Raw genomic sequence first — 22,476 nt, forward strand, 5'->3', positions numbered from 1 at the left:
TCTCTCATGCCTGCCTTCCAGAAAGGCAGCGCGAAAACCTTTATAACGACGAATTATCGAGATATTGTCGAAAAAGCAATGACACTAGCGACAGCGATGATTAAAGGACGTTTGTTTAGTTGGAGAGGAACCCCAAGAATGCCGACAGCATCGGATTATGTGATCCGCCCGGTCGCGGAACCCCGCCTGATCGATAATGTATATTCCGACGATCAATATGCTCGCCTGATGAAGTTGATCCGCGAGCAGGGTCCGTGGAAGATGATCCTGGCCCTCCATTTCAAGAGCCCGGAAGAAGTGGTCGCGACCACGTCTGGCGCCGTGCCTGAAGGCGTGGAACTGACCTGGGACATGTTCCTGTCCCCCTATTTCCGCGGCTATCTCGCAAAGGCCGGCGTCAGCCTGTATGCAGAGATGGACGACCTGTTTTACAATCCGAAGCATCTGGCGCAGATCCGCTCCTACTGGAACGCGCAATATGCGATCCCGGACAATATGAACTTCGTCATGCAAGGTCCGGCCGAGTCCTCCGATCCTGGGCATCTGGACGCCGCCGCATTCCGTGGCATTTCGCAGAACGACACGCCGATCTGGCTAATGAACACGATGGCGAAGTCCGGCCTGTTCCAGAAATGGTCGCTCAAGAAGGGGCAGGTCGTCGCGTGGTTCTATCCCGGCTCTATCGGCGGCGGCTTCACTTACTGGCCTGAAGGCCCCCAGGCCGCTCCCAAGCGGGTCGCTCAACCCATGTGGAACCAGGCCGTCGTCGCGCAGAACGAGATGATGTTCCACCGTGGCGAATCCTGCGGTCCACTCGACAGGCGCCGTCCGCAGGGCCTCAGCATCGACTCGATGCTGTATCCGGACCCGGAGGCCGAAAACGCCTGGCTGATCAAGACAGGCGACACGGTGATCCAGAAAGTTCCCGCGAGCGAATCGCGTCTGATGGTCCACTGGGGCGGCAACGTCTTCCAGGACATGGACGAGATGAAGATGGTGCTGGAACATAAGGACGATCTGACTCAGGATCAGGTGTTCGACATGTTCATCAAGGATTTGCGGGCGAAAGGACTTCAGTTCGAGACCCCGTCTGAACCGCTTCACGACAAGGCTTTCATCAGCATGCTGACGCGCGCCTATGACGTTGGTATGCCGCGTATGTATCCTGCCGAAGCGCCCGGTCCGCATCAGGATCGCCTCGCGGCTTGACCAGAGACAGAGGATGGAAGGGCGGTCATTTGATCGCCCTTTCTCTTTCTCGCGCCTGACCCTTCTCGCCTCAGTCGCCAGCCGCAGCGAATATGTCCTCAATCAGTCTGCTGTCGATCGTCTCGCCACGATCGGCAGCCACTCTTTCGAGAAATTGCACGATGCTGCGCTGCCAGACTGGCGCGCGTGCGGCGAAGATAGCTTTTTCGCTTGCAAGAAGGGGGACCTCGCCCGCCCGGGTATCCAGCACCTTGAGCGCGGCCTGTTCAAAAGGATGCCCCACCTGCTCAAGCGCCCTGACCTGTAACAGGATGACCGCTGCGCCAATGACAATCTCGCCCATCTGACGATGGACCATGAGAGCCTCGGCTACCGTGAAGCCGGATGCGGTCATTTTTTCGAGCCACGCCTCGGTCCGGTCAATTTCCACTTCCGCGCCCAGGCCACCTGTAAGGAAATGGGCCAGCAGCTTGCCGGGGCCGGTCAGCGTCTTATGGAGGGCGATTGCAGCCTCCGCGACAAAGGCAAACCAGGGCTGCCCTGTATCGGTAGCCTGGATGTCCTCCTGCACCAGTTGAGCCGCCACGAGGCGCACGAGATCATCGCGCGTCGCAATATAACCATAGAGAACCGTGCCGTTGACTCCCAGCCGCTTTGCAACCGCGGTCATGGTCAGATTTTCCAGGCCTATCTCCTTGGCGACCTGCACAATCTGGGGGAGGGTCAGGCGTCGGGGCCGACCCAGCGGTCTATTGGCGCGAGTTTTGTGGTCAACCTTCATACCCCTGCGATGTCAGCAAACGGCGAGCACTTCAAGACGGGGAAGTGTCGTCATTTTCGAGACAATGTCGAAAAAGTTTGATGGAGGGCTCGAAATTGTCATATATGCTTAGAAAAACCGGTGAAGAGATTGGGGCGGCCCATCCTGCCATCTTCGTCGTGCTTGGAGAGTATGCAATAACATGAAATCCGTTGATAATCCCGGCGTGAGTGCGCGTCCCCATGCACAGCCAGGCCAGCGTTACAAATTGACGGGCGCGACCGGCGTGACCGCGACAGCCTCACGCCTGTCCGACATCTCTCACCAGCTGCCATCCGGAACGCCCGTGCTCGTCGCCGAGGTTCGCCACAGCGATGGGCGTGCCAGGATCAGCAGTCCGGCAGGATGGCTCGACAGTGATCTGCTGGAACCCATCAGCCCTGCCCGCCCTTGCCAGCGCACGTTAGAGCAATTTCGTCAGAACCATCTCGAAATCGCCCCAGGCGATCATTATGGGCTGGATTTCCCGATATCTCTCGACATGGTTCGGGAATTCGGACCGGAGTTTCTGACGAATGCCTTTCGATCGGCAGGAACGATCTTGCCCGACAATGCTGTCACGCAGATCGTCTCCATCCAGCCGCTGGACGTTCCGGGGGCTTCGGAAAATGCCATCCTCACGGTCTCCTATGCGAAGGCAGAGCCCGGCATCGAGAACGACCTGTTCATCAAATTCCCGCCCAAGGATGTCGAGTTCAAATACAGCCTTGCACATATGGCGCACGGCGAAGTGTCGATGCTGCACCTTGGGCGAGAACGCAATCTGCCCGTCCGCGTCCCCTTTCTATACTTCGGCGATTATTCATCGCTGACCAACAATTACATACTCATCACCGAACGCCTGCGGTTCGGCGAGGGCACCATCGAACCTGCTTATCGCAAGGGCTTCGACCATGAGGTGCCGGATATCGAGGAACATTACCGCACCCTGGCAAAGGCGATGGCAAGCCTCACCGCCGCGCACAAAACAGGGCTGCTTGGGCATGATCTGGAAAGCCTCTTTCCCTTCAAGGGAGCCGCACGCGATTACAGCTTCCTTGAGGACCCAACCCCCCAGATCGACCGCCTGATCGACTTTATTGGCCGCATCGCCCCGCAACTGTTCATCACCGAGGCGTCGAACCCCGCCTTCCTGAAAACCTTCCGCGAAGACCTGCTCTATGGTTTCGCGCATAAGGACGACCTATTGGCCTATCTCCACGACAAGGTCGATTATACGGGGATGTGCCACCCCAATCTGAATATCGACAATGCGTGGTTCTGGCGAAATGCCGGTGGCACATTGCAGGCCGGATTATTCGACTGGGCAGGCGCGGGCCAAATGAGCATTGCGCAAGCGATGAGCGGCATGTTGATGATGCAGATACCAGAGAAGCACATCAGCATCGTGGCCGATGTTCACAGGACATATATTGATGAATATCATCGCCTCGGCGGTCCTCGACTTGATTTTGATGAGCTTCATTTCCAATACAAAGCGTCGCTGTTCTCCACGGCCCTTTATGTCATTGTCGCATGGGTATCCGACTACTTCTTTGAACGGCTGACGGAAGAAGAGTATCGGGACATTGCCAATCGCTTTGACGATCGGATCGTCCAAAATGGCCTATATCAGGGCACGGTGTGGATCGATTGCATGTTGCGCGAATGGCTCCAACCGGTCACGCCAGGCGACGTTTGCCGTAGCATCGTAACACGGAAAGCAGAGGGAACGGGTGTCGACGGGATCAAGTCTGCGATTCAGGAACATGAATGGTAATGCCGTCCATTTCCTGATTTAGAATCAACTGGCAAGTCAGGCGGCTGTTCGGCCGCACGGCGATACAGCCCTCCAGCATCTCCTTTTCCAGTTCAGAGGGCGGCGGCAAGCGGGACACCCAATCTTCCGCGACATAGCCATGACAGGTCGCGCAGGCGAGCGCTCCGCCGCATTCACCAACAATCCCGGGGATATAGTGATGTGTAGCGCACCGCATCACGCTTTCGCCGGGTTCAGCGGGGACCAGATGTTCGTTCCCGTCCGGATCAACAAATCTAACCTTCATCATTCTTCCCCTTTCATGCCGCGCCGTAGGGTTGAACCCATAATTCCCTGGGACCCCGGAGCACCGCGCTGACGAATTCGACCTCCTTGCCGGGAGACAGGCGAATGTTGGGAAAGCGTTCAAGGACGACCCGCAGCGCCACCTCCAGTTCGCGCCGGGCGAGATGCATGCCGACGCAGAAATGCCTGCCTCGCCCAAAGCTGATCAGTTCGCGATTGTCGCGGAACGGGTCGAACCGGCGCGGGTCCTGGAATATTTTCGGGTCGCTATTGGCCGCCGTGATGCCGAACAAAATCCAATCGCCCTTGCTGATCTGTGCGCCGCTAAGGTCCACGTCTGCGGACGCCATTCGCGGCAATAGGGCCGTTGGCGGCTGCCAGCGCAGTCCTTCCGTCACGATTGCCGCGCGTTCCGCTTCGCCCTTCAACGCAAGGCTGCGCAGGCCGGGGTCTGCAAGGACGCAGGCGAACAGGCTCCCTCCGGCTTTGTAGGTGGTGTCTGACCCAGCCGGGAAAAGTAAGCGGAAGAGGGACAGGATACGCTCATTGTCGAGCTTTTCCCCATGAAATTCAGCCGCGATGAGCATCGATACGAAGTCATCGCCAGGCTGCCGCCGACGCTCCTCGATGATGGCCTCCATATAGGCGTCGAAGCCTGCCTTGGCTTCCAGCGACCCTTGCGGATCCCAGGGATAATCGATCAGCTTGACGGCCCACTTCAAAAGCAGGCTTTCGTCACTGACGGGAATGCTCAACAGCCGGGTGATGACCGAAAAGGGGAACAGCCGCGTGAATGACCCCACGAATTCGACCTCTCGCTGCCCTTCGATGCGGTCGAGCAGTTCGTGCGCTACGGGCTCGATCAGGCTTGCGACATAGCTTCGCGTGCGCGCGGGTAGAAAGGAAGGAGCGACCATAGCGCGGGTCACGCGATGCTCCTCCCCCGTCAGCGCGAGCAAATTGCGGCCCATGGGAATTTCGGTCATGGCGAGATACCCGTCGCTGGGATCGAAATGCGCCTCGTCGGTGAACGCGCGATTCAGTTCGGCATGGTCCAATATGAGCCAGGTCGGCGCGCCGTGATTCTTGACCGAAACCACAGGCCCATGGGCCCGTAGCTCCTCAAGGATGTCGTGCAGGTTCGGGAGTTCGTCATAGGCGAAGTCGATGTGCGGCATCAGGGGCGCAGGGGCAGGCATCCATTCTCTCCATCGGGAACAGCCATGTCGTTCCGTCCGAAGTGCCCTAAAGCGCTATACGCCGCCATTCTGCCTCCAAATGGAGACAGTTCACAACAAGCGCCTGAGTTCAGGCGAGGCTGGAAAGACTACCTAGCAGCAGGCGGACAAGTTCCGTCTGCCGCGTCGTCCCCGTTTTCGTCAGCGCGCGCTTGCAGTAGGTGCGGGCCGTCGTGACGGTCACGCCAAGCAGGGAAGCGGCTTCACCGATGCTGTGGCCATTGGTGAGCAATATCGCGAGCCGCGCCTCGGCTTTGGTGAGGCCAAAGTGATCGGACACATAATCGATTGCCGTCGCTGGCAAGGATTGGGCATCGCGTTTCAGATACACGACAAAGGCGATTTCGGAGCCGCTTTTCTGCCCGACCAACCCCTCAGCCGAACGGATGATCAGGCTGACCGGGGATAAGCCGTCCTGTCCGGCGATAGCATGCGCGGCGGGCGTAGACGCGCTTCTAAGCTGCCGCAGGGCGTTGGCGAACTCCTGTTGCGCCGAACCTGACAGACAAAGCCTGCGACCGAGGCGACGGACCGAAGACTGCCCGGCGAGAATAGCTTCCGCCTCGGCATTGATCTCCAGGATTTCCCCTTGATGATCGAGCATCACAATGCCCACAGCCAGCGCTGACACGCCATGGGCGTAGATCGCCGACTGATCCTCCAGCTGGCGCAATCGCCGGTGCATCATAACCGCGCGCGAAAGATGCGGAAGAAATTGACGGACCGACGCCATTTCGGGCGCCGAGAATGGCCCGGTGTCGCCGCCGCGGGAGCCGTTTAACCACACATCCGTGCCGCCATACCGCCCGACAAAGGCGAAATAAGCATGTTCGATGTCGAGTGGGCGGCACAGCTCGCGATAATAGTCCGACGCCCTGAAGGTCTGCCGATCTATCAACGCCTCCAGCTGACGCACCTCTCCACCGGGGATGCCGCCATAGTAGACGGGATCTTTCCATTGATAGATCCGGCGATAGGCCTCGGTAGGCCTATCAGGATCGCGGTCATTCTCCGGGCAGGCTGAATCCGTGTATATCGCGCTACACCCCCCGACATTGGTCGGCGTGAACTTCAACATCAACCGATGAGCCCCGGTTAGACGGCGCAGCTTCGGCAGAGCGGCCGCCCAGGGCCGATCAGACAAAGGGCCATCATAGATCGCGCTGATCAGGTCGTCGTGCATGCCCATATCCTTGGATCGCCGCTAAGGGCCAAGAACGCCTTTATATGCCGATGCCAAGGCCCGGGGAATTGCTTTGCTTGTCTAGTCACGTGAATCTGAAGTTCGGTTCATTGTTTTTTGGCAGAATCGTTTGACCGCGGCGAAGATCTCGTCGGCTGACTTCACCCATTTGTAGGGCTTGGGATTTTCATTGTGAGCCGCAATGAAGGCGGTGATGTCGGCTTCGAGTTCGGCCGTGGATCGGTGGACACCGCGCTGCAACTGCTTGCGGGTCAATTCGGCGAACCAGCGCTCGATTTGATTGATCCCGGAAGCGGATGTCGGGGTGAAGTGGACATGCCAATGTGGACGGCGCGCCGCCAGGCCTTGATCTTCGCTGTCTTGTGAGTGGCATAGTTGTCCATCACGAGGTGCATGTCCGGACCCTTTGGCATCTCGGCGTCGATCCTATTGAGGAAGTCGAGGAACTCGGTTGCCCGGTGTCGTTTGTAGCACTTACCGATCACCGCGCCGGTGGCGACATATACAGGCCAACTATGTCCTGCACCTTATCGACGAACAGCGGATCGCTCGACAGCTTGAATGTCTCTGACCGGTGCGGCTACAGGCCAAATGCACCCCAGATTCGGCGGATGGTGTGTGCGACAGCCCAGACTCGGCTGCCATGGTGCGGATCGACCAATGGGTGGCATACTTCGGCGTCGTGCTCAGCGTGCGCTCGATCACCTGAGCTACCTGCGCGTCCTATACTGTGCGGGGGGGCCCGCCGTGCCGCCCTCACAATATTTGGTCGCGGATAAGGGCTACGACAGCAACGCCTTGAGGCTCTGGCTGAGCGAGCGCGGTACCGAACGTCGGCTTTGATGGACTAGCGGCTTGAAAGAAATGATCTATTTTAATGACGAGCGTCGGCTATAAGTGGGGTCGTGCCCAAAGGGCGGATCTCGCAGTCGTCGGTAATCGACAACACCGGTCCGGGGGCTCTATCGGCGCTACATCGAAATTGTAGGTGGCAAATAGCCCGTCAGACGCCACCAGGCGTTCGCAAATGCCTCTGGTGTATGATTTTTAGGTGCCGCGTGATATCTGCCGTCCAATATTTGCCTTCACTTCATGTAGATAGATCGAATACGCTCGATTCGTGATCCCTACTCTTTTCGGAGGCCGAGTTAATCCAAGTCGTTGCTGTATTGGAGGGCTAGACGCTAAGCATGATTGATCCTCGCGCCCTTCGCACCTTCCTGGCCGTATGCCGGGCCAATTCGATCAGCGGAGGGGCGCGGCTGCTCAACATTTCCCAGCCTTCTGTCTCCATCGCGATCGCCCAGCTGGAACAGTCGATCGGCGCCACCCTGCTGGAACGATCGCGCGCAGGCATAGCGCTGACGGCGGAAGGCCGCGTGCTTCTTCGCCGCGCGCAGGCGATGGAGGGGTTGCTCAAGGACGCCGAGGAAGAATTGCGCCTCTCCCGCCAGGGCATTGCTGGGCCGCTGCGCGTCGGCGGTACGCCCGGCGCGTTGGTCAGCCTTCTGCCCGGGGCCGTCCGCTTTCTTGAGGAGGATGTTGGCAGCTTCGCGCTTCATGTCATTGAACGGCCCGATCCTGACCTCGCCACCCTCCTTCGTCAAGGCGACATCGAACTCGCCTTCGTCACCACCGGCATGGATACGCCGCCCGATGATCTGGATGAGCTCACCTTCTCGCAGGACCCTTTTTCGCTGATCGTCGGGCGCGCCAACGAACATCTGCCAAGCATAGTGTCGTTGAAGGACGTCGCCGATCTGCGCTGGGTGCTGCCCGAAGCGCGCGGCGCTTTCCGCAGGCAGGTCGATGCCCTGTTCCTCGCCGCCGACGCGCCCGTCCCCAGCAGCAGCATCCGCTGCGATTCCCTGCTGACGACAAAGGCGATCGTGCGCAGCAGCAGCCGCGTCACCATATTACCCATGCAGGTCGCCGCCGCCGAACTGTCGATCGGCGTTCTGCGCGCCGTCACCATCCGCGAAGCCATCTTTCCCCGAAGCATCGGCATCCGCAAGTTGAAGGGCGCTCGCCTGTCCGGTCTGGGACAACGCCTGCTCGACTATTTCATCCATAGGCCCTGACTATGGTATTAGTAAAAATTATTATTTTTCCTACGGACGAATAAGGCGCATGTAAGCCCCGGCAAACAAAATATGCCGGGGAGAGAACAAGATGCGGCAGCTGATCCACAACGTGCGCATTTTCGATGGCAGCGGCGCTGCCAGCGCACCGGGCGCCGTCCTGATCGATCAGGATCGCATCGCCGCCATCTTCCCCGCCAATGCGGACATTCAGTCCGTCGTTGCCGACACCCGCATCGATGGCCATGGCAACACGCTCATGCCCGGCCTGATCGACGCGCATTGCCACCTAACTTGGGGCAGCTCCGTCGAACATATCTATCACCAGTTCATCCTGCCGCCTGACGAGCTCAAAACCGCTGCCTGGCGCAACGCCCGCGTCCTGCTCGACCATGGCTTCACCAGCGCCTATTCCGCAGGCGCCCTGGGCGAAGGCATAGAGCCCGAACTCGCCCGCGCCATCGCGGCAGGCGAGACGCCCGGCCCCCGCCTGATCCCTTCGACGCTGGAACGCAGCCCCGAAGGCGAAGAGGGCGTCGAAACCGGCGACGTCTTCAACGGCCGCGGCCCTGACGCGATGCGCGCCTTCATGGACCATTGCCGCGACACGGGCGTCAAATCGGTGAAGCTCGTCATCTCCGGCGAAGACGCGCTAAAGCCCGGCTCGGCGCAGGACATCCTCTACACCGACGAGGAAATGCAGGCGGCTGGCGAAGCGGCCAAGGCGAACGGCCTCTTGATCGCCACCCACGCCTACACCCCGCGCGCGATCGACCTTGCGCTCGAAGCAGGCGCGCGCATCCTCTACCATTGCTCCTTCGCCGACGAAGCCGCGATCGACGCGCTCGCCGCCCACAAGGATGAGATTTTCTACGCCCCCGGCCCCGGCGTCTCAGTCGCAGCGCTGGAAGCCACGCCCCCACCCCAGATCGACATGAGCGCGATGAAGGCCAGCGCTACCCAGCGCATGCAACTCGAAGCGAACCTCGTCCCCGAACTCAAACGCCGTGGCGTCCGCATCCTGATCGGCGGCGACTATGGTTTCCCCTTCAATCCCCATGGCCGCAACGCCCGCGACCTCCAGCATTTCGTCGATTATTTCGGCTTCACGCCCACCGAAGCTTTAAGCGCCGCGACCATGCTTGGCGGCCAGCTGATGGGCATGCAGGTCGGCCTGATCAAGGAAGGCTATCTCGCCGATCTCCTCCTGGTCGAAGGCGACCCCACGCAGGATGTCGCCATCCTTCAGGACCCGGCCCGCCTGCTGATGATCATGCAGGGCGGCCGCCTCCACAAGGCAATCCAGCCCGTTTCCGCCTGAAAGAACTGACCCCGTAAGATGTTCGATGTAGCGATCATCGGTTGTGGCCCGGTAGGGGCTTTCGCAGCCAATCTTCTTGGCAAGGCGGGCCTATCCGTCCTTGTCGTGGAGCAGGAGGCGCACCCCTATCCCCTGCCCCGCGCCGTCCATCTCGACCATGAGATGATGCGCCTGTTCCAGTCCGCAGGCGTCATTGATCGCTTAGCGGTCGATATGCGCGAAACGGAGGGCCATCTTCATGTCGGCGCGGATCATGGCGTCATCCGCTACATGGGCACGGTCGGCCGCCCCCGCCCCTTCAGCTGGTCCAACGACTATTTCTTCTACCAGCCCGAACTGGAACAGCATCTGCGCGATGCCCTTTCGGCCCATCCCAATGTCACGGTCCAGCTCGGCACCGCCTTCGAAGGGCTGGATCAGGACGCGCAAGCCGTCACCCTCCGCCTCTTGGGCCACCGCACCGAACGCGCCCGCTATGTCATTGCCTGTGACGGCTCGCGCAGCATGGTCCGCAAGGCACTGAACATCGCCCTCGACGATCTCGATTTCGAGGAACCCTGGCTCGTCGTCGATGCCGAAGTCGATGGCCCCGTCCGCTTCCCCGATATTTGGGGCGTGCCGGAAGCCGCCGACCTGCAAAAACTCTCCGTCATGATGTGCGATCCCAAGCGCCCCGCGACCATCGTACCGGGGCGCGGCAATCACCGCCGCTGGGAATTCATGCTCCTCCCCGGCGAGGATGACGCCGTCATGATGGAGCCGGACAATGTCGCCGCGCTCGTCGCCCCCTATCTGACTGGCGTACCGCACAAGATCGTCCGCGCCGCCACCTACCGCTTCCACGGCCTGATCGCAGAGCAATGGCGTCAGGGCCGCGTCTTCCTCGCCGGGGACGCCGCGCACCAGACGCCGCCTTTCTTCGGCCAGGGCATGTGCCACGGCCTGCGCGACATAGCGAACCTCGCCTGGAAACTGGAACTGGTGCTGGCCGATCGCGCCCCAGAAACCCTGCTCGACACCTACCAGACTGAACGCGACCCCCATGTCCGCGCGGTCATCTCCGCCGCCGTCGCCGCAGGCCGTTACATCTGCATGCTCGACCCGGATCTGGCCGCCACCCGCGACACCCAGATGCGCGAAGCCGCCAAGGGCACGGAACATGGCACCGCCGCCGACCTCATCCCCGCCATCGCGCAGGGTATCGTGGCCGACGGCACGCCGGGCGCAGGCGAACGCTTCATCCAGCCGAGCATGAACGGCCAGTTACTGGACGACATCACCGGCAGCGGCTGGCGCCTCTTCACGAGCAAGCCGATCGACGCCCCCGCCGAAATCACCGTCGTCCCCGCCAATGGCGCCATCGCCGACTGGCTCACCGCGCACAACGCTAAGGCCGTGCTGGTCCGCCCCGACCATTATGTCTTCGGCACTGGCGCGCCCGCCGACCTTCTTACTCAGCTAGAGGCAAAGCTCCGGCCATGACGCTCACCCTCGCCCAAGCCCGCACGATCATCGACGCCACCCTCGCGGAGGCGCGCGCGCGGCAGGCCCAGCCCCTCGCCATCATCATCCTCGACCCAGGCGCGCACCCCGTCGCCTTCGCGCGCGAGGATGGCGCCAGCCTTTTCCGCTTCGACATAGCCAGGGCAAAAGCCTCGGGCGCACTGGGGTTGGGGGCGGACACGCGGGTCATCGCGACCCGCGCCGTTTCCAACCCCACCTTCTTTCAAAGCGTGGTGGCCGTAACCGGCGGCCAACTCGCTCTGTCACCCGGCGGCGTCATCATCCGTGACGTGGAAGGGCGGATGATCGGCGCCGTCGGCACCAGCGGCGACACCGGCGACATGGACGAAGCCTGCGCCATCGCGGGCATCGCCGCCGCTGGCCTCACCCACGGAGACATGACATGAAACTGCGCAGCATCGAACTCGCGCTGCCCCATGCCGGGAAGGCCGCCGCCTTCCTGACCGACATCTGGGGCATGGCCCCCGCCGAAGTGCGGGGCGGCACCCACTATCTGCGCGGCTCGGGTCCCTTCCCCTATCTTGTCGCGCTGGAAGAGTCGGACAAGCCCTATGTCCGCTCCACCACCTTCACCTGCTCGCCCGAACGGCTGGAGCATCTGAAGGCCAGCGTCACCAAGGCGAACCTCCCCGCCCGCCCCGTCACCTCGGCCGATCCGGGCAACGGCCACGGCATCATCGTCGAACTGGCCGAAGGCGAACTGCTCCGCTTCCTCACCGATGCGAGCGAAGTCGCCCCGATCGAAGGCCGCGACCTTCCCGTCAAGCTCACCCATGTCGTCTTCAACGCCACCGACGCCGAAGCCACCGGCCACCTGATCGAGGACGCGCTAGGCTTCCGCGTCTCCGACCGGACGAAGGGCATGGTCTTCGTCCGCTGCAACGAGTCCCACCATTCCACAGCCTTCGCCCGCGCAGGCTTCTCCTCGCTCAACCACATCGCGTTCGAGATGGCCGACATGGACGCGGTCATGCGCGGCATCGGCCGCCTGCGCGACCATGGCATGGTCCCCGCCTGGGGTCCCGGCCGTCACGGCCCCGGCGCGAACGTCTTCGCCTATTTCATCGCCCCCTTCGGCCCCGTTATCGAATTCTCCACCGCTGTTGAGAAGGTCCCCGACGACTACAAGGCCGGAGCGCCCGAAGACTGGACCTGGCCCGAAGGCCGCATCGACCAATGGGGCATGTCCGACAAGGACCTGACCGGCCTGCGCGCTGCCGAAGAGAAATTCCGCCACCGCCGCGACTGGACCCCGCAACCGCTTTCCGAGGAACAAGCCTGATGCGCTACGTCAGTTTCCGCCGCCCCGACGGCACCCCCAGCTTCGGCCGCCTCGACGGCGAGGCGATCGTCGAACTCACCGGCGCGCCGAGCCTGAAAGCCGCGCTCGCCGCTGGCAACCTCGCCACCCTCAGCGAAGGCGATCGCTTCAACCGCGACGACATCGTCCTCCTCCCGGTCATCCCCGACCCGGCCAAGATCCTCTGCGTCGGCCTCAACTATGCCGCGCACGTGAAGGAAACCGGCCGCGAGCAGAAGGAGCATCCCGCCATCTTCGTCCGCTATGCCGACAGCCTCGTCGCCGATGGCCAACCCATGGTGAAGCCCGCCGTCACCAGCCGCTACGATTATGAAGGCGAACTCGCCGTCATCATCGGCAAGCCTGCGCACAAGGTCGCCCGTGCCGACGCGATGGCGCATGTCGCGGGATACGCCTGCTTCAACGATGGCTCCGCCCGCGACTGGCAGCGCCACAATATCCAGTTCACGCCCGGCAAGACCTTCCCCAACAGCGGCGGCTTCGGCCCCGCGCTGGTGACGTCGGACGAGGCGGGCGACCTCAGCGCCCAGCGCGTCCAGACCCGCCTCAACGGCAAACTCGTCCAGGATCAGCCGATCAGCGACATGATCTGGGATATCCCCACCGTCATCGAATATATCTCCGCCTTCACGCCCCTTGCCCCCGGCGACGTCATCGCCACCGGCACCCCCGGCGGCGTCGGCGATAAGCGTACCCCCCCGCTCTATATGAAGGCGGGCGACAAGGTCGAAATCAGCATCGGCACCGTCGGCACGCTCACCAACCGCATCATCGACGAACAGTAATCTAAAAGGGGAGAGGAAAACATCATGCGTAAGTTCACGACCAGCATAGCCTTGGGCAGCGCCAGCCTGCTCGCCCTCGCCACGCCGGCATGGGCGCAGGAAGGCAGCAGCACGTCCGAACAGGCCGCCGAGTCCGCCAGCAGCGGCGCGGACATCATCGTCACCGCCACCCGCCGCGCCGAGCGCCTTCAGGACGTGCCCATCGCCGTTTCCGCCCTCAGCGGAGATCAGCTGGCCGCGACCGGTTTCAAGGACCTGACCAACATCGCCTACACCTTCTCGGGCGTACAGTTTGGCACCACCCCCAACGACGCCGGTTTCCGCGTCCGCGGCGTCGGCACATTGGGTGGCTTCACCAGCGCATCCGAAGCGCCGGTCGGCCTCGTCGTCGATAACGTCGTCATCGGCTTCGGCAGCCCGGTGAACAGCCTTGGCGACCTCGAACGGATCGAAGTGCTTAAAGGTCCGCAGGGCACGCAGTTCGGCAAGAACGCCTCCTCGGGCGTCATCAACATCACGACCAAAAAGCCGGAGCTGGGCGAATTCAACGGCAATGTCTTCGCCTCCTACGGCTCGTTTGACGAGCGCGACATCCATGGCGCGGTCAACATCCCGATCGGCAGCAAGGCCGCGCTCAACATTTATGCCTTCGACCGCGCCTATGACGGCTTTATCAAGAATGTCGTCCGCGATGAGACATGGGGTGGCCAGCATTATTACGGCACCCGCGCCAAGCTGCTGGTCGAACCCACCGACGGCCTCTCCGTAACCCTGATCGGCGATTATTCGCGCCAGAAGCAAAAGGGGCCGGGCCAGACCTGGACGCTCAACAGGCTCTCCGCCGCGCAGACCGCGCCCGGCGGCGTCGCTGGCGTTCCCATTGTGAACCTCGCGGCGCTGGGCGTCACGCCCGGCCTGCACAATGAAGAGTCGGTCGAAGACGGCGCAGGCTTCTACGATGTCGAAAATTACGGTGCCTCGCTTCAAGTCGATCTCGAACTGGGCGACCATGTCCTGACCTCCGTCTCCGCCTGGCGCGAATTCAACGAAGCGCCCTACACCTATGCGATCGACGGCCTGCCCTATGAAAAGTTCTTCGCCAAATCGAAGGGCGAAACCAAGCGCTTCTATTCGCAGGAACTGCGCCTCACCTCGCCGCAGGGCCAGCCGCTCGAATATATTGCGGGCCTGTTCTTCTCGCGCCAGAAGACCGGCCTTGGCGGCGGCCAGAGCGCCATCCTGCGTCCGGCGCTGCCCTATTCGACCTTCCCGACCATTTCGATCACGGCGGGCTACAATGTCACGCGCACCACATCGGACAGCGCCGCCCTATTCTTCGATGGCAAATATCATATCACCGACACGCTGAGCCTGATCGGCGGCGCGCGCCTCACGCGGGATAAGGTGAAGGCGCTGAACTACTCCTATGTCGATCCCGAATTGGCGCCTTTCGATCCGCCTTCGCCCGCCAATAATTTCACGCCGTCGGGCACCGCACCTTATACCGTGCGCGCACCGCAGTCCGGTCGGGCAAAGAAGACCGACATTTCGGGTCGCGCGGGCCTCGAATATAAGCCCAACCGCGACCTGCTCTTCTACGCTACCTATGCACGCGGTTATCTGGGACCGACCGTCACCTTCTCCGGTCTCACCGGAACCCGCAGCACGGTCGCGCCGCAGACGGTGGACGACATCACGGCTGGCGCGAAGATGCAGTTTCTCGACCGCACGCTTACCGTCAACCTCAACGCCTTCTGGGACAAATATAAGGATCTTCAGACGTCAGTCTTCGATGGTCAGGAATTCCTCACCGAAAATGCCGGCGGCGCGGAGGTAAAAGGGTTTGAAGTCGAACTGGTCGCCCGTCCGTCCAAGACCTTCTCGGTCAACGCGTCCCTCACCTATTCGGACGCGAAATTCACCGATTATGTGACCGCCTGTCCAACCGTGTTCGTCGTTTCCGGGACAGCGGCAACGGTCTGTAATGCCTCATCAACGCCAGGCCAGTTGTTCGACGCCAGCGGGGAAGTCCTGCCCGGCTCACCCAAATATAGCGTGGTATTGGGCGCGAACTGGGAATATCCGGTTACCGACCGCCTCACGTTCGACGCTTCGAGCAACCTGTCCTTCCGGTCCAAGACGCAGAATGCCGTGGGTGACAGGAATACCATCCAGCCTGCCTATGAGGTGGTGAACGTCAATCTGGGGATCGGCGATGCGGACGGCGCGTGGCGCGTGGGCGGTTTCGTGCGCAACCTGTTCGACGTCGATTTCAACTCGGCGATTCTGGGCCTGCCCTTTTCGGATGGCGGCTATGTGAACTGGCGGACGCGGGAAGCCGAACGCACCATCGGCGTTTCGTTCGAAGCGCGCTTTTGACCCAAGCGGGCGGGCGGTCCATGTGGGACCGCTCGCCGCATAAGGTGCCATTTGAGGACGGGATGGGATGAGCGACGATATCGCGGCAATGGGCCAGACCCTTGGGCCAGCCGTCCTTGAACAGGCGAAGGCGCTTTACGATGCCGAACAAAGCGCCCTGGCAGACCGCCTGCCCGCCACGGCGCTCGACCTTGCCTACGGCCCGCACGAACGCCATCGCCTCGACCTCTACGCACCCTCGGCGGCAACCCCCATCCCCATCCTCATCTTCTTCCACGGCGGTGGTTTCCTGAAGGGCGACAAGGGCGGCTCTCAGAGCTGGCCAAATGCCAATGTCGGCCGCATGGCGTCGCAGGCGGGTTTCGTTGGCATCGTGCCCAATTACCGCCTCGCCCCCGACCATCCGTGGCCCGCAGGTTCTGAAGATGTAGCGTCCGTCATCGCCTGGACAAAAGCCAACGCCGCCCAGCATGGCGGCGACCCCAGCCGCATCGTCCTCATGGGCACCTCCGCAGGCGCCGTCCATGTGGCAGGCTATATCAAGCTTCACGGCACCGCCGATATCCGCGCCGCCATCCTGCTCTCCGGCCTCTACGGCTACACCCCGCTCGATGATCGTGACACGCTCTATTATGGCGACCCAGCCCTCTACCCTGACCGCATGCCGCTCGAAGCCGTGGCTTCCACCACCCTCCCCCTCTTCATCGCCTGCGCCCAACATGACCCCGCCCGTTTCCAACAGGAATTTCTCGGGCTGATACACGACCGTCTCAATCGCCACGGCACCATGCCGCGCGCGATGATCGCCAGCGGCCACAATCATTACAGCCTGCCCATGCACCTCGGCACCAGCGACCGCCGCCTCGCCGACGAAATCTGCGCCTTCATCAAAGACACAACAAACTAACCCGAAAAAGGGAGAGAGACATGATCGACCGCCGGACCCTGATCGCCACCGGCGCGGCCCTCGCCGCCAGTCCCGCGCTTGCAGCCGCCGATAAGCTGAGCAGCCGCCATTTCCCGCAAGGCTTCCTCTGGGGCGCATCCACCGCCGGGCATCAGGGGGAGGGCAATAATGTCGCCAGCGACCAGTGGCTGCTCGAAAATATCAAGCCCACAATCTATTCCACGCCCTCGGGCGACGCCGCCAACAGCTTCGCCCTGTGGCCGCAGGACATGGACCTTGCCAAGGGCATGGGCCTCAACAGCTATCGCTTCTCCCTCGAATGGGCGCGGATAGAGCCCGAACCCGGCCTCTTTTCCATCGCCATGCTCGATCATTACAAGCGCATGATCGAAGGCGCTCGGGAACGCGGCCTGAACCCGGTCGTCACCTTCAACCATTTCACCGCGCCGCGCTGGTTCGGCGCCATGGGCGGCTGGACGAACAGCGAAGGCATCCAGCTCTTCGCCCGCTTCTGCGATCGCGCCGCCCGGCATCTGGCAGGCGGCATCAGCTACGCCATCACCTTCAACGAACCCAACATCCTCCTGGTCCTCCGCGCCATCGTCCTGCCGCCGCAGGTTCTGGAGGCGCAAAAGGCGATGCTCGCCGAAGCTGCCCGCCGCATGGGCACGCCCAAATTCACCGCATTGAATGCCGCCAACATCGACGATCTCGACGCCATGCAGGCAAACCTCGTCCCCGCGCACAAGGCGGCCAAGGCAGCGATCAAGGCCGTGCGCAGCGATCTGCCCGTCGGCCTCTCCCTCTCCATGTTCGACGACCAGGCCATCGGCCGCAACAGCCTGCGCGATGCCAAGCGGCGGGAACTCTACGGCGCATGGCTGGACACCGCACGCGCCGACGACTTCCTCGGCGTCCAGAATTACGAACGCAACATGTGGAGCGACAAGGGCAAGCTTCCCCCGCCCAAGGGCGCGCAGCTCAACTATTCCGGCGCGGAAGTATATGCGCCCTCTCTAGCCGGGGCTGTCCGCTACGCGTATGAAGCGACCGGCGTCCCCATCTTTGTCACCGAACATGGCGTAGGCACCGACGACGACAGCATCCGCGCCCGCCTCATTCCCGCCGCGCTCGCCGAACTGCAAAAGACCATCGCCTCTGGCGTGCCCGTCATCGGCTACAGCCACTGGTCTCTCCTCGACAATTTCGAATGGATTTTTGGCTACCGCCCGAAATTCGGCCTTTACAGCGTCGATCCTGCGACATTTACGCGCATTCCCAAGCCGAGCGCGACTGTATATGGTGCAATCGCACGCAACAATGCGATTTAATACGCAGGTAGAGAGGAGACCCATTCGATGAAGCGTCTGATTCTGGCCACCCTGGCCCTCACGATTGCCCTTCCCGCCACCGCTCAGACGCAGGTCACCCCGATCCCCAAGCCAAAGCTTGCTGAAATCCCCCTCTATCCGTCTGCCAAGGACGCTGACAACGAACAGTGGGAACATTACAGCATCCGCTATGGTCAGGTGAAAATGGAAAATGACATTGTCCGCAATGTCACCCGCCCCACGATCACTCCCTATCTCCCCGATCCGGCCAAGGCGACTGGCGCAGGCGTACTGGTCGCGCCCGGCGGTGCCTTTCTACAGCTTTCCATGACCAGCGAGGGCGAGGAAATCGCCCGCTGGTTTGCCGACCAGGGCATTGCCGCCTTCGTCCTCAAATATCGCCTGAACGAATCGCCTCGGGATGCGAAGGCCTACAGCAAATATGTGGGCCAGCGGATGGTGCAGGCGATCCGGCCGGGCGCGACGGACAATATCAAGGAGCCTCGCGCGACGCAGGATGCCTTGACCGCGCTCGCGATGATCCGCAGCCGCGCGAAGGAGTTCCGCGTCGATCCCGCCCGGCTCGGCATGATGGGTTTTTCTGCCGGAGCCATGACAGCGCTCAACGCCGTGCTCGAAGGGCAGGGTGACGCCCGCCCCGCCTTCATCGGCTACATTTACGGCCCCATGACTGCCGTCGCCGTTCCCGCCGACGCGCCACCGATGTTCGCCGCTATCGCCATGGACGACAGCCTGTTCAAGAAGCAGGGCTTTGCCATTGCCGAAGCCTGGCGCGATGCTCGCCGTCCGGTCGAACTCCACGCCTATGAGCGGGGCGAACATGGCTTCGGTGCCGGCCGCCCCGGCACCACCACCACCGGGCTCCTGCCGCAATTCACCGACTGGATGCGCATGCGCGGCCTGCTCGGCTCCTCCGCATCCCTCTCCTCTCCCCCCGCCCGCTGATCCAAAGGATACCGGCATGAAGACCCGCGTCTTCCGTCTTGCGTTTCTGTTCGCCTGCACGGCTTTCACCACGCCGCTGCTCGCTGACGACCTGGCGGACGGCTTCCGCAATCCGCCGCAAGGCGCGCGCCCGCGCGTCTGGTGGCACTGGATGAACGGCAATGTGACGAAGGACGGGATCGACAAGGATCTCGACTGGATGGCCCGCATGGGCATCGGCGGCGTTCAGAATTTCGACGCCAGCCTGGCAACGCCGCAGATCGTTCCCAAGCGCCTCGTCTATATGACGCCTGAGTGGAAGGACGCTTTCGCCCACGCCGTCCGTACCGCTGATGCCAAGGGCCTGGAATTCGCCATCGCCTCCTCCCCCGGCTGGAGCGAAACTGGCGGCCCCTGGGTCAAGCCAGAAGACGCGATGAAGAAGCTCGTCTGGGCGGAAACCACCGTGCGGGGAGGCCGCCGCGTGACCGGCCCACTGCCTCAACCACCCGCCACGGTCGGTCCCTTCCAGAACGCGTCCCTCCCCGCCGCATTCGAAGGCATGGGCGGCGCGGAAAAGCTCGCCCCCCTCTATCGCGACGTCCGCCTGCTCGCTTATCCGGTAAAGCCCACCAACCTGCCCCGCCCGCAAATGCGTCAAGGCGACGGCACCGCCATCGATGCCGCCGCGCTCGACGATGCCGATCTCAACACCACCGCCCCAATCACCACCGGCACCCCCGATCGGCCCGGCACGCTGATCCTCGACTATGGCAAGCCCGTCACGGTCCGCTCCGCCAGCCTCTTCGTCCCCAATGCCAAGCCCCCCTTCCGCGACCCCGCCTACCGTCCGGTGCTGGAGGCGCAGCAAGGCGGCGACTGGCGCCAGATCGGCGACTTTCCCCTGTCCGAAGCCGCTACCACGATAGCCTTCCCCGCCGTCACCGCCAGCCGCTTCCGCATCGTCCTGCGGCGCAACGACGCGCCCCGCGCGCCCGGCCTTGGCGACGGCGTTCCGGGTGCCGTCACCATCGACTTCTTCGCTGAACCGTCCAAACCCAAGCTCGCCATCGGCGCGCTCCAGCTATCCGCCGAACCCCGCCTCGACCGCTTCGAGGCCAAGGCGGGCTTCACCGTCCTGCGCGACTACACCGCCCTCCCTGCCGGATCATCCTCCACCGCTGGCGCGATCGACCCATCGAAGGTCATCGACATCAGCAGTCATCTGCGCCCTGACGGCACGCTCGACTGGACCCCGCCTTCGGGCAGCGACTGGCGTATCCTGCGCCTCGGCTATTCGCTGCTCGGCAAGACCAACCATCCCGCGACCGCCGAAGCGACCGGCCTCGAAGTCGACAAATATGATCCCGCCGCCGTCCGCCGCTACATGGAAACCTACCTCTCCATGTATCGTGACGCAGTCGGCCCCGGATGGATCGGCGCAAAGGGCATCCGCGCGCTCCTGACCGACAGCATAGAGGTCGGCCCCTCCAACTGGACCCCGCGCATGGTGGAGGAATTCACCGCCCGGCGCGGCTATGACCCCCTGCCCTATCTACCCGTCCTCACCGGCGCGATCGTCGGCTCGCCCGCGCGCAGCAACGCCTTCCTCCACGACTATCGCCAGACGCTGGCCGATCTGCTCGCCGATGCGCACTACGGCACCATTGCCAAGGTCGCGCATGAAAATGGCCTTATCATCTACGGCGAGGCGCTGGAGGATGTGCGCCCGGTGCTGGGCGACGACCTCACCATGCGCAGCCATGCCGATGTGCCCATGGCCGCGCTCTGGACCTGGAACCGCGACGCAAAGCCCCGCCCGACCTTGCTCGGCGACATGAAGGGCGCGGCGTCGGTCGCCCATATCTATGGTCAGAATATCGTCGCCGCCGAATCCATGACCTCCGTCTCCTCGCCCTGGGCGTTCGCGCCTTCGGACCTGAAGCGGATCATCGATCTGGAATTCGCGTCCGGCATCAACCGCCCGATCGTCCACACCTCCGTCCACCAGCCGGTGGATGACAAGGTGCCGGGGCTCAGCCTCATGATCTTCGGCCAATATTTCAACCGGCATGAAAGCTGGGCGGAAATGGCCCGCCCCTGGGTCGATTACATGGCCCGCACCAGCTACCTGCTTCAGCAGGGCCGCGACCATGCCGAAATCGCCTGGTTCCATGGGGAGGACGCGCCCATTACCGCCCTGTTCGCAACCGGCGAACCGGCGGGACTGCCCAAGGGCTATGGCTATGACTTCGTCAACGCGGACATACTCGCCAATGTCCTGAAGGTCGAGGACGGCCAGCTGGTCGCCCCAGGCGGCGCCCGCTACCGCGCCCTTTATCTCGGCGGGTCGAGCCGCGTCATGACCCTCCCCACCCTCCGCCGCATCGCCGCGATCGCCGACGCAGGCATCCCCGTCATCGGCGAAGCGCCCGAGCGCGACCCCGCCATGAAGGATGATCCCGCCGCCTTCGCCGCGCTGGTCGACCGCCTGTGGAAAGGCACCACCACCGCCAAACCACGCATCATCCCCAGCCAGGACCCGGACGCCGCCCTTGCCCGCGTTGGCATCGCCCCTGACTTCCGCGTCACCGGCGGCGCGCCCGACACCGAGTATCGCTTCGTCCACCGCACGCTGCCGGACGGCGAACTCTATTTCGTCAACAACCGCCAGAACCGCGCGGAAAGGATCGAGGCCCGCTTCCGCGTCACCGGCCGCCAGCCCGAAATCTGGCGCGCCATCGACGGCACGGCAGCACCTGTCTCCTACCGCACCGAAGGCCAGGAAACCGTCATCCCCCTCGATGTCGGCGCGGAAGATGCCTTCTTCATCCTCTTCCGCAAGCCCGTCAGCGCCCCCGCCGCGACGATCGCCGCGCCCACCCCGCGCCAGATCGCGACGCTCGACCAGCCATGGCAGATCAGCTTCCAGCCCGGCCGGGGTGCGCCCGCCACCCTGCCGATGCCCCAACTCACGCCACTCAATGAAGCGAGGCAAGAGGGCGTCCGCTACTTCTCCGGCATCGCCACCTACACCAGCCGCTTCACACTGCCCAAGGGCGCAAAGCGCGGACAGCCACTCTGGCTCGATCTTGGGAAGGTAGGCGACCTCGCCGAAGTCCGCGTCAACGGCCAGCTTGCCGGGACCAGCTGGTTCGCACCCTATCGCCTCGACATCGGCCGCTTCGTCAAATCCGGCAGCAACCAGCTGGAGGTGAAAGTCGCCAATCTCTGGGTCAACCGTCTGATCGGCGACAAGCAGCCGGGCGCCAAACCGATAACCTTCACCGCCGCGCCTACCTATAAACGGAACGCGCCCCTACGTCCCAGCGGTCTGATCGGCCCGGTAACGCTGTGGACCCAGTGA

General features: G+C 62.7%; 17 protein-coding genes and 1 pseudogene. 13 read left to right on the forward strand and 5 right to left on the reverse strand.

Annotated features, from left to right (window positions below; translation table 11 throughout):
• Window positions 1-138: 138 nt before the first annotated feature.
• Entirely contained in the window at window positions 139-1,209 is a 1,071-nt protein-coding gene (locus IZV00_RS17125) for a hypothetical protein (protein ID WP_196226829.1), read from the forward strand.
• 70 nt (window positions 1,210-1,279) lie between these two features.
• Here the strand turns inward: IZV00_RS17125 and IZV00_RS17130 are convergent, their stop codons facing one another.
• Entirely contained in the window at window positions 1,280-1,990 is a 711-nt protein-coding gene (locus IZV00_RS17130) for a TetR family transcriptional regulator (protein WP_196226830.1), read from the reverse strand.
• A gap of 181 nt (window positions 1,991-2,171) precedes the next feature.
• Here IZV00_RS17130 and IZV00_RS17135 point away from each other — a divergent pair, with 181 nt between their 5' ends.
• The gene (locus tag IZV00_RS17135; protein WP_196226831.1) at window positions 2,172-3,788 is read left to right on the forward strand and encodes a hypothetical protein; all 1,617 of its coding nucleotides are present in this window, start codon (window positions 2,172-2,174) and stop codon (window positions 3,786-3,788) included.
• On the opposite strand, the gene IZV00_RS17140 is transcribed toward IZV00_RS17135, so the two are convergent.
• The 4 genes and pseudogenes from IZV00_RS17140 to IZV00_RS17155 form a co-directional block, all read right to left on the reverse strand.
• Window positions 3,757-4,077 (reverse strand): 2Fe-2S iron-sulfur cluster-binding protein, encoded by a 321-nt coding sequence (locus IZV00_RS17140; protein WP_196226832.1) that lies wholly within the window; start codon window positions 4,075-4,077, stop codon window positions 3,757-3,759. The two genes, IZV00_RS17135 and IZV00_RS17140, sit on opposite strands and share 32 nt — an antisense overlap.
• Before the next feature lie 10 nt (window positions 4,078-4,087).
• The gene (locus IZV00_RS17145; RefSeq protein WP_196226833.1) at window positions 4,088-5,272 is read right to left on the reverse strand and encodes a cytochrome P450; all 1,185 of its coding nucleotides are present in this window, start codon (window positions 5,270-5,272) and stop codon (window positions 4,088-4,090) included.
• Window positions 5,273-5,381: 109 nt separating this feature from the next.
• Complete coding sequence (locus IZV00_RS17150; RefSeq protein ID WP_196226834.1) at window positions 5,382-6,494, reverse strand: helix-turn-helix transcriptional regulator; 1,113 nt, start codon at window positions 6,492-6,494, stop codon at window positions 5,382-5,384.
• Window positions 6,495-6,575: 81 nt separating this feature from the next.
• Window positions 6,576-7,259, reverse strand: a pseudogene (locus IZV00_RS17155) (transposase); the annotation flags it as partial.
• Between the two features lie 446 nt (window positions 7,260-7,705).
• On the opposite strand from IZV00_RS17155, the gene IZV00_RS17160 reads away from it, so the two are divergent.
• The 11 genes from IZV00_RS17160 (at window position 7,706) to IZV00_RS17210 (ending at window position 22,476) form a co-directional block, all read left to right on the forward strand.
• Complete coding sequence (locus IZV00_RS17160) at window positions 7,706-8,596, forward strand: LysR family transcriptional regulator (RefSeq protein ID WP_196226835.1); 891 nt, start codon at window positions 7,706-7,708, stop codon at window positions 8,594-8,596.
• Window positions 8,597-8,687: 91 nt separating this feature from the next.
• Window positions 8,688-9,917, forward strand: a complete 1,230-nt coding sequence (locus tag IZV00_RS17165; protein ID WP_196226836.1) for an amidohydrolase family protein — start codon at window positions 8,688-8,690, stop codon at window positions 9,915-9,917.
• 18 nt (window positions 9,918-9,935) lie between these two features.
• The gene (locus IZV00_RS17170) at window positions 9,936-11,399 is read left to right on the forward strand and encodes a bifunctional 3-(3-hydroxy-phenyl)propionate/3-hydroxycinnamic acid hydroxylase (protein WP_196226837.1); all 1,464 of its coding nucleotides are present in this window, start codon (window positions 9,936-9,938) and stop codon (window positions 11,397-11,399) included.
• Window positions 11,396-11,827, forward strand: a complete 432-nt coding sequence (locus tag IZV00_RS17175; RefSeq protein WP_196226838.1) for a GlcG/HbpS family heme-binding protein — start codon at window positions 11,396-11,398, stop codon at window positions 11,825-11,827. The genes IZV00_RS17170 and IZV00_RS17175 overlap by 4 nt, the downstream gene beginning before the upstream one ends.
• Window positions 11,824-12,723, forward strand: coding sequence for a VOC family protein (locus IZV00_RS17180; RefSeq protein ID WP_196226839.1), 900 nt, complete (start codon window positions 11,824-11,826; stop codon window positions 12,721-12,723). Before IZV00_RS17175 ends, IZV00_RS17180 begins: the two co-directional genes overlap by 4 nt.
• A complete protein-coding gene (locus IZV00_RS17185; protein ID WP_196226840.1) occupies window positions 12,723-13,547 on the forward strand; it encodes a fumarylacetoacetate hydrolase family protein in 825 nt (274 codons plus the stop codon). Before IZV00_RS17180 ends, IZV00_RS17185 begins: the two co-directional genes overlap by 1 nt.
• 24 nt (window positions 13,548-13,571) lie before the next feature.
• Window positions 13,572-15,926, forward strand: coding sequence for a TonB-dependent receptor (locus IZV00_RS17190; protein ID WP_196226841.1), 2,355 nt, complete (start codon window positions 13,572-13,574; stop codon window positions 15,924-15,926).
• Between the two features lie 67 nt (window positions 15,927-15,993).
• A complete protein-coding gene (locus tag IZV00_RS17195) occupies window positions 15,994-16,833 on the forward strand; it encodes an alpha/beta hydrolase (protein ID WP_196226842.1) in 840 nt (279 codons plus the stop codon).
• A 20-nt stretch (window positions 16,834-16,853) separates the two neighbouring features.
• Window positions 16,854-18,164: a family 1 glycosylhydrolase gene (locus IZV00_RS17200; protein WP_196226843.1), complete on the forward strand. Its 1,311-nt coding sequence runs from the start codon at window positions 16,854-16,856 to the stop codon at window positions 18,162-18,164.
• A gap of 27 nt (window positions 18,165-18,191) precedes the next feature.
• Window positions 18,192-19,130, forward strand: a complete 939-nt coding sequence (locus tag IZV00_RS17205) for an alpha/beta hydrolase (protein WP_196226844.1) — start codon at window positions 18,192-18,194, stop codon at window positions 19,128-19,130.
• Between the two features lie 16 nt (window positions 19,131-19,146).
• Window positions 19,147-22,476: a glycosyl hydrolase gene (locus IZV00_RS17210; RefSeq protein WP_196226845.1), complete on the forward strand. Its 3,330-nt coding sequence runs from the start codon at window positions 19,147-19,149 to the stop codon at window positions 22,474-22,476.

Source organism: Sphingobium sp. Cam5-1, from assembly GCF_015693305.1.
Taxonomy (GTDB): domain Bacteria; phylum Pseudomonadota; class Alphaproteobacteria; order Sphingomonadales; family Sphingomonadaceae; genus Sphingobium.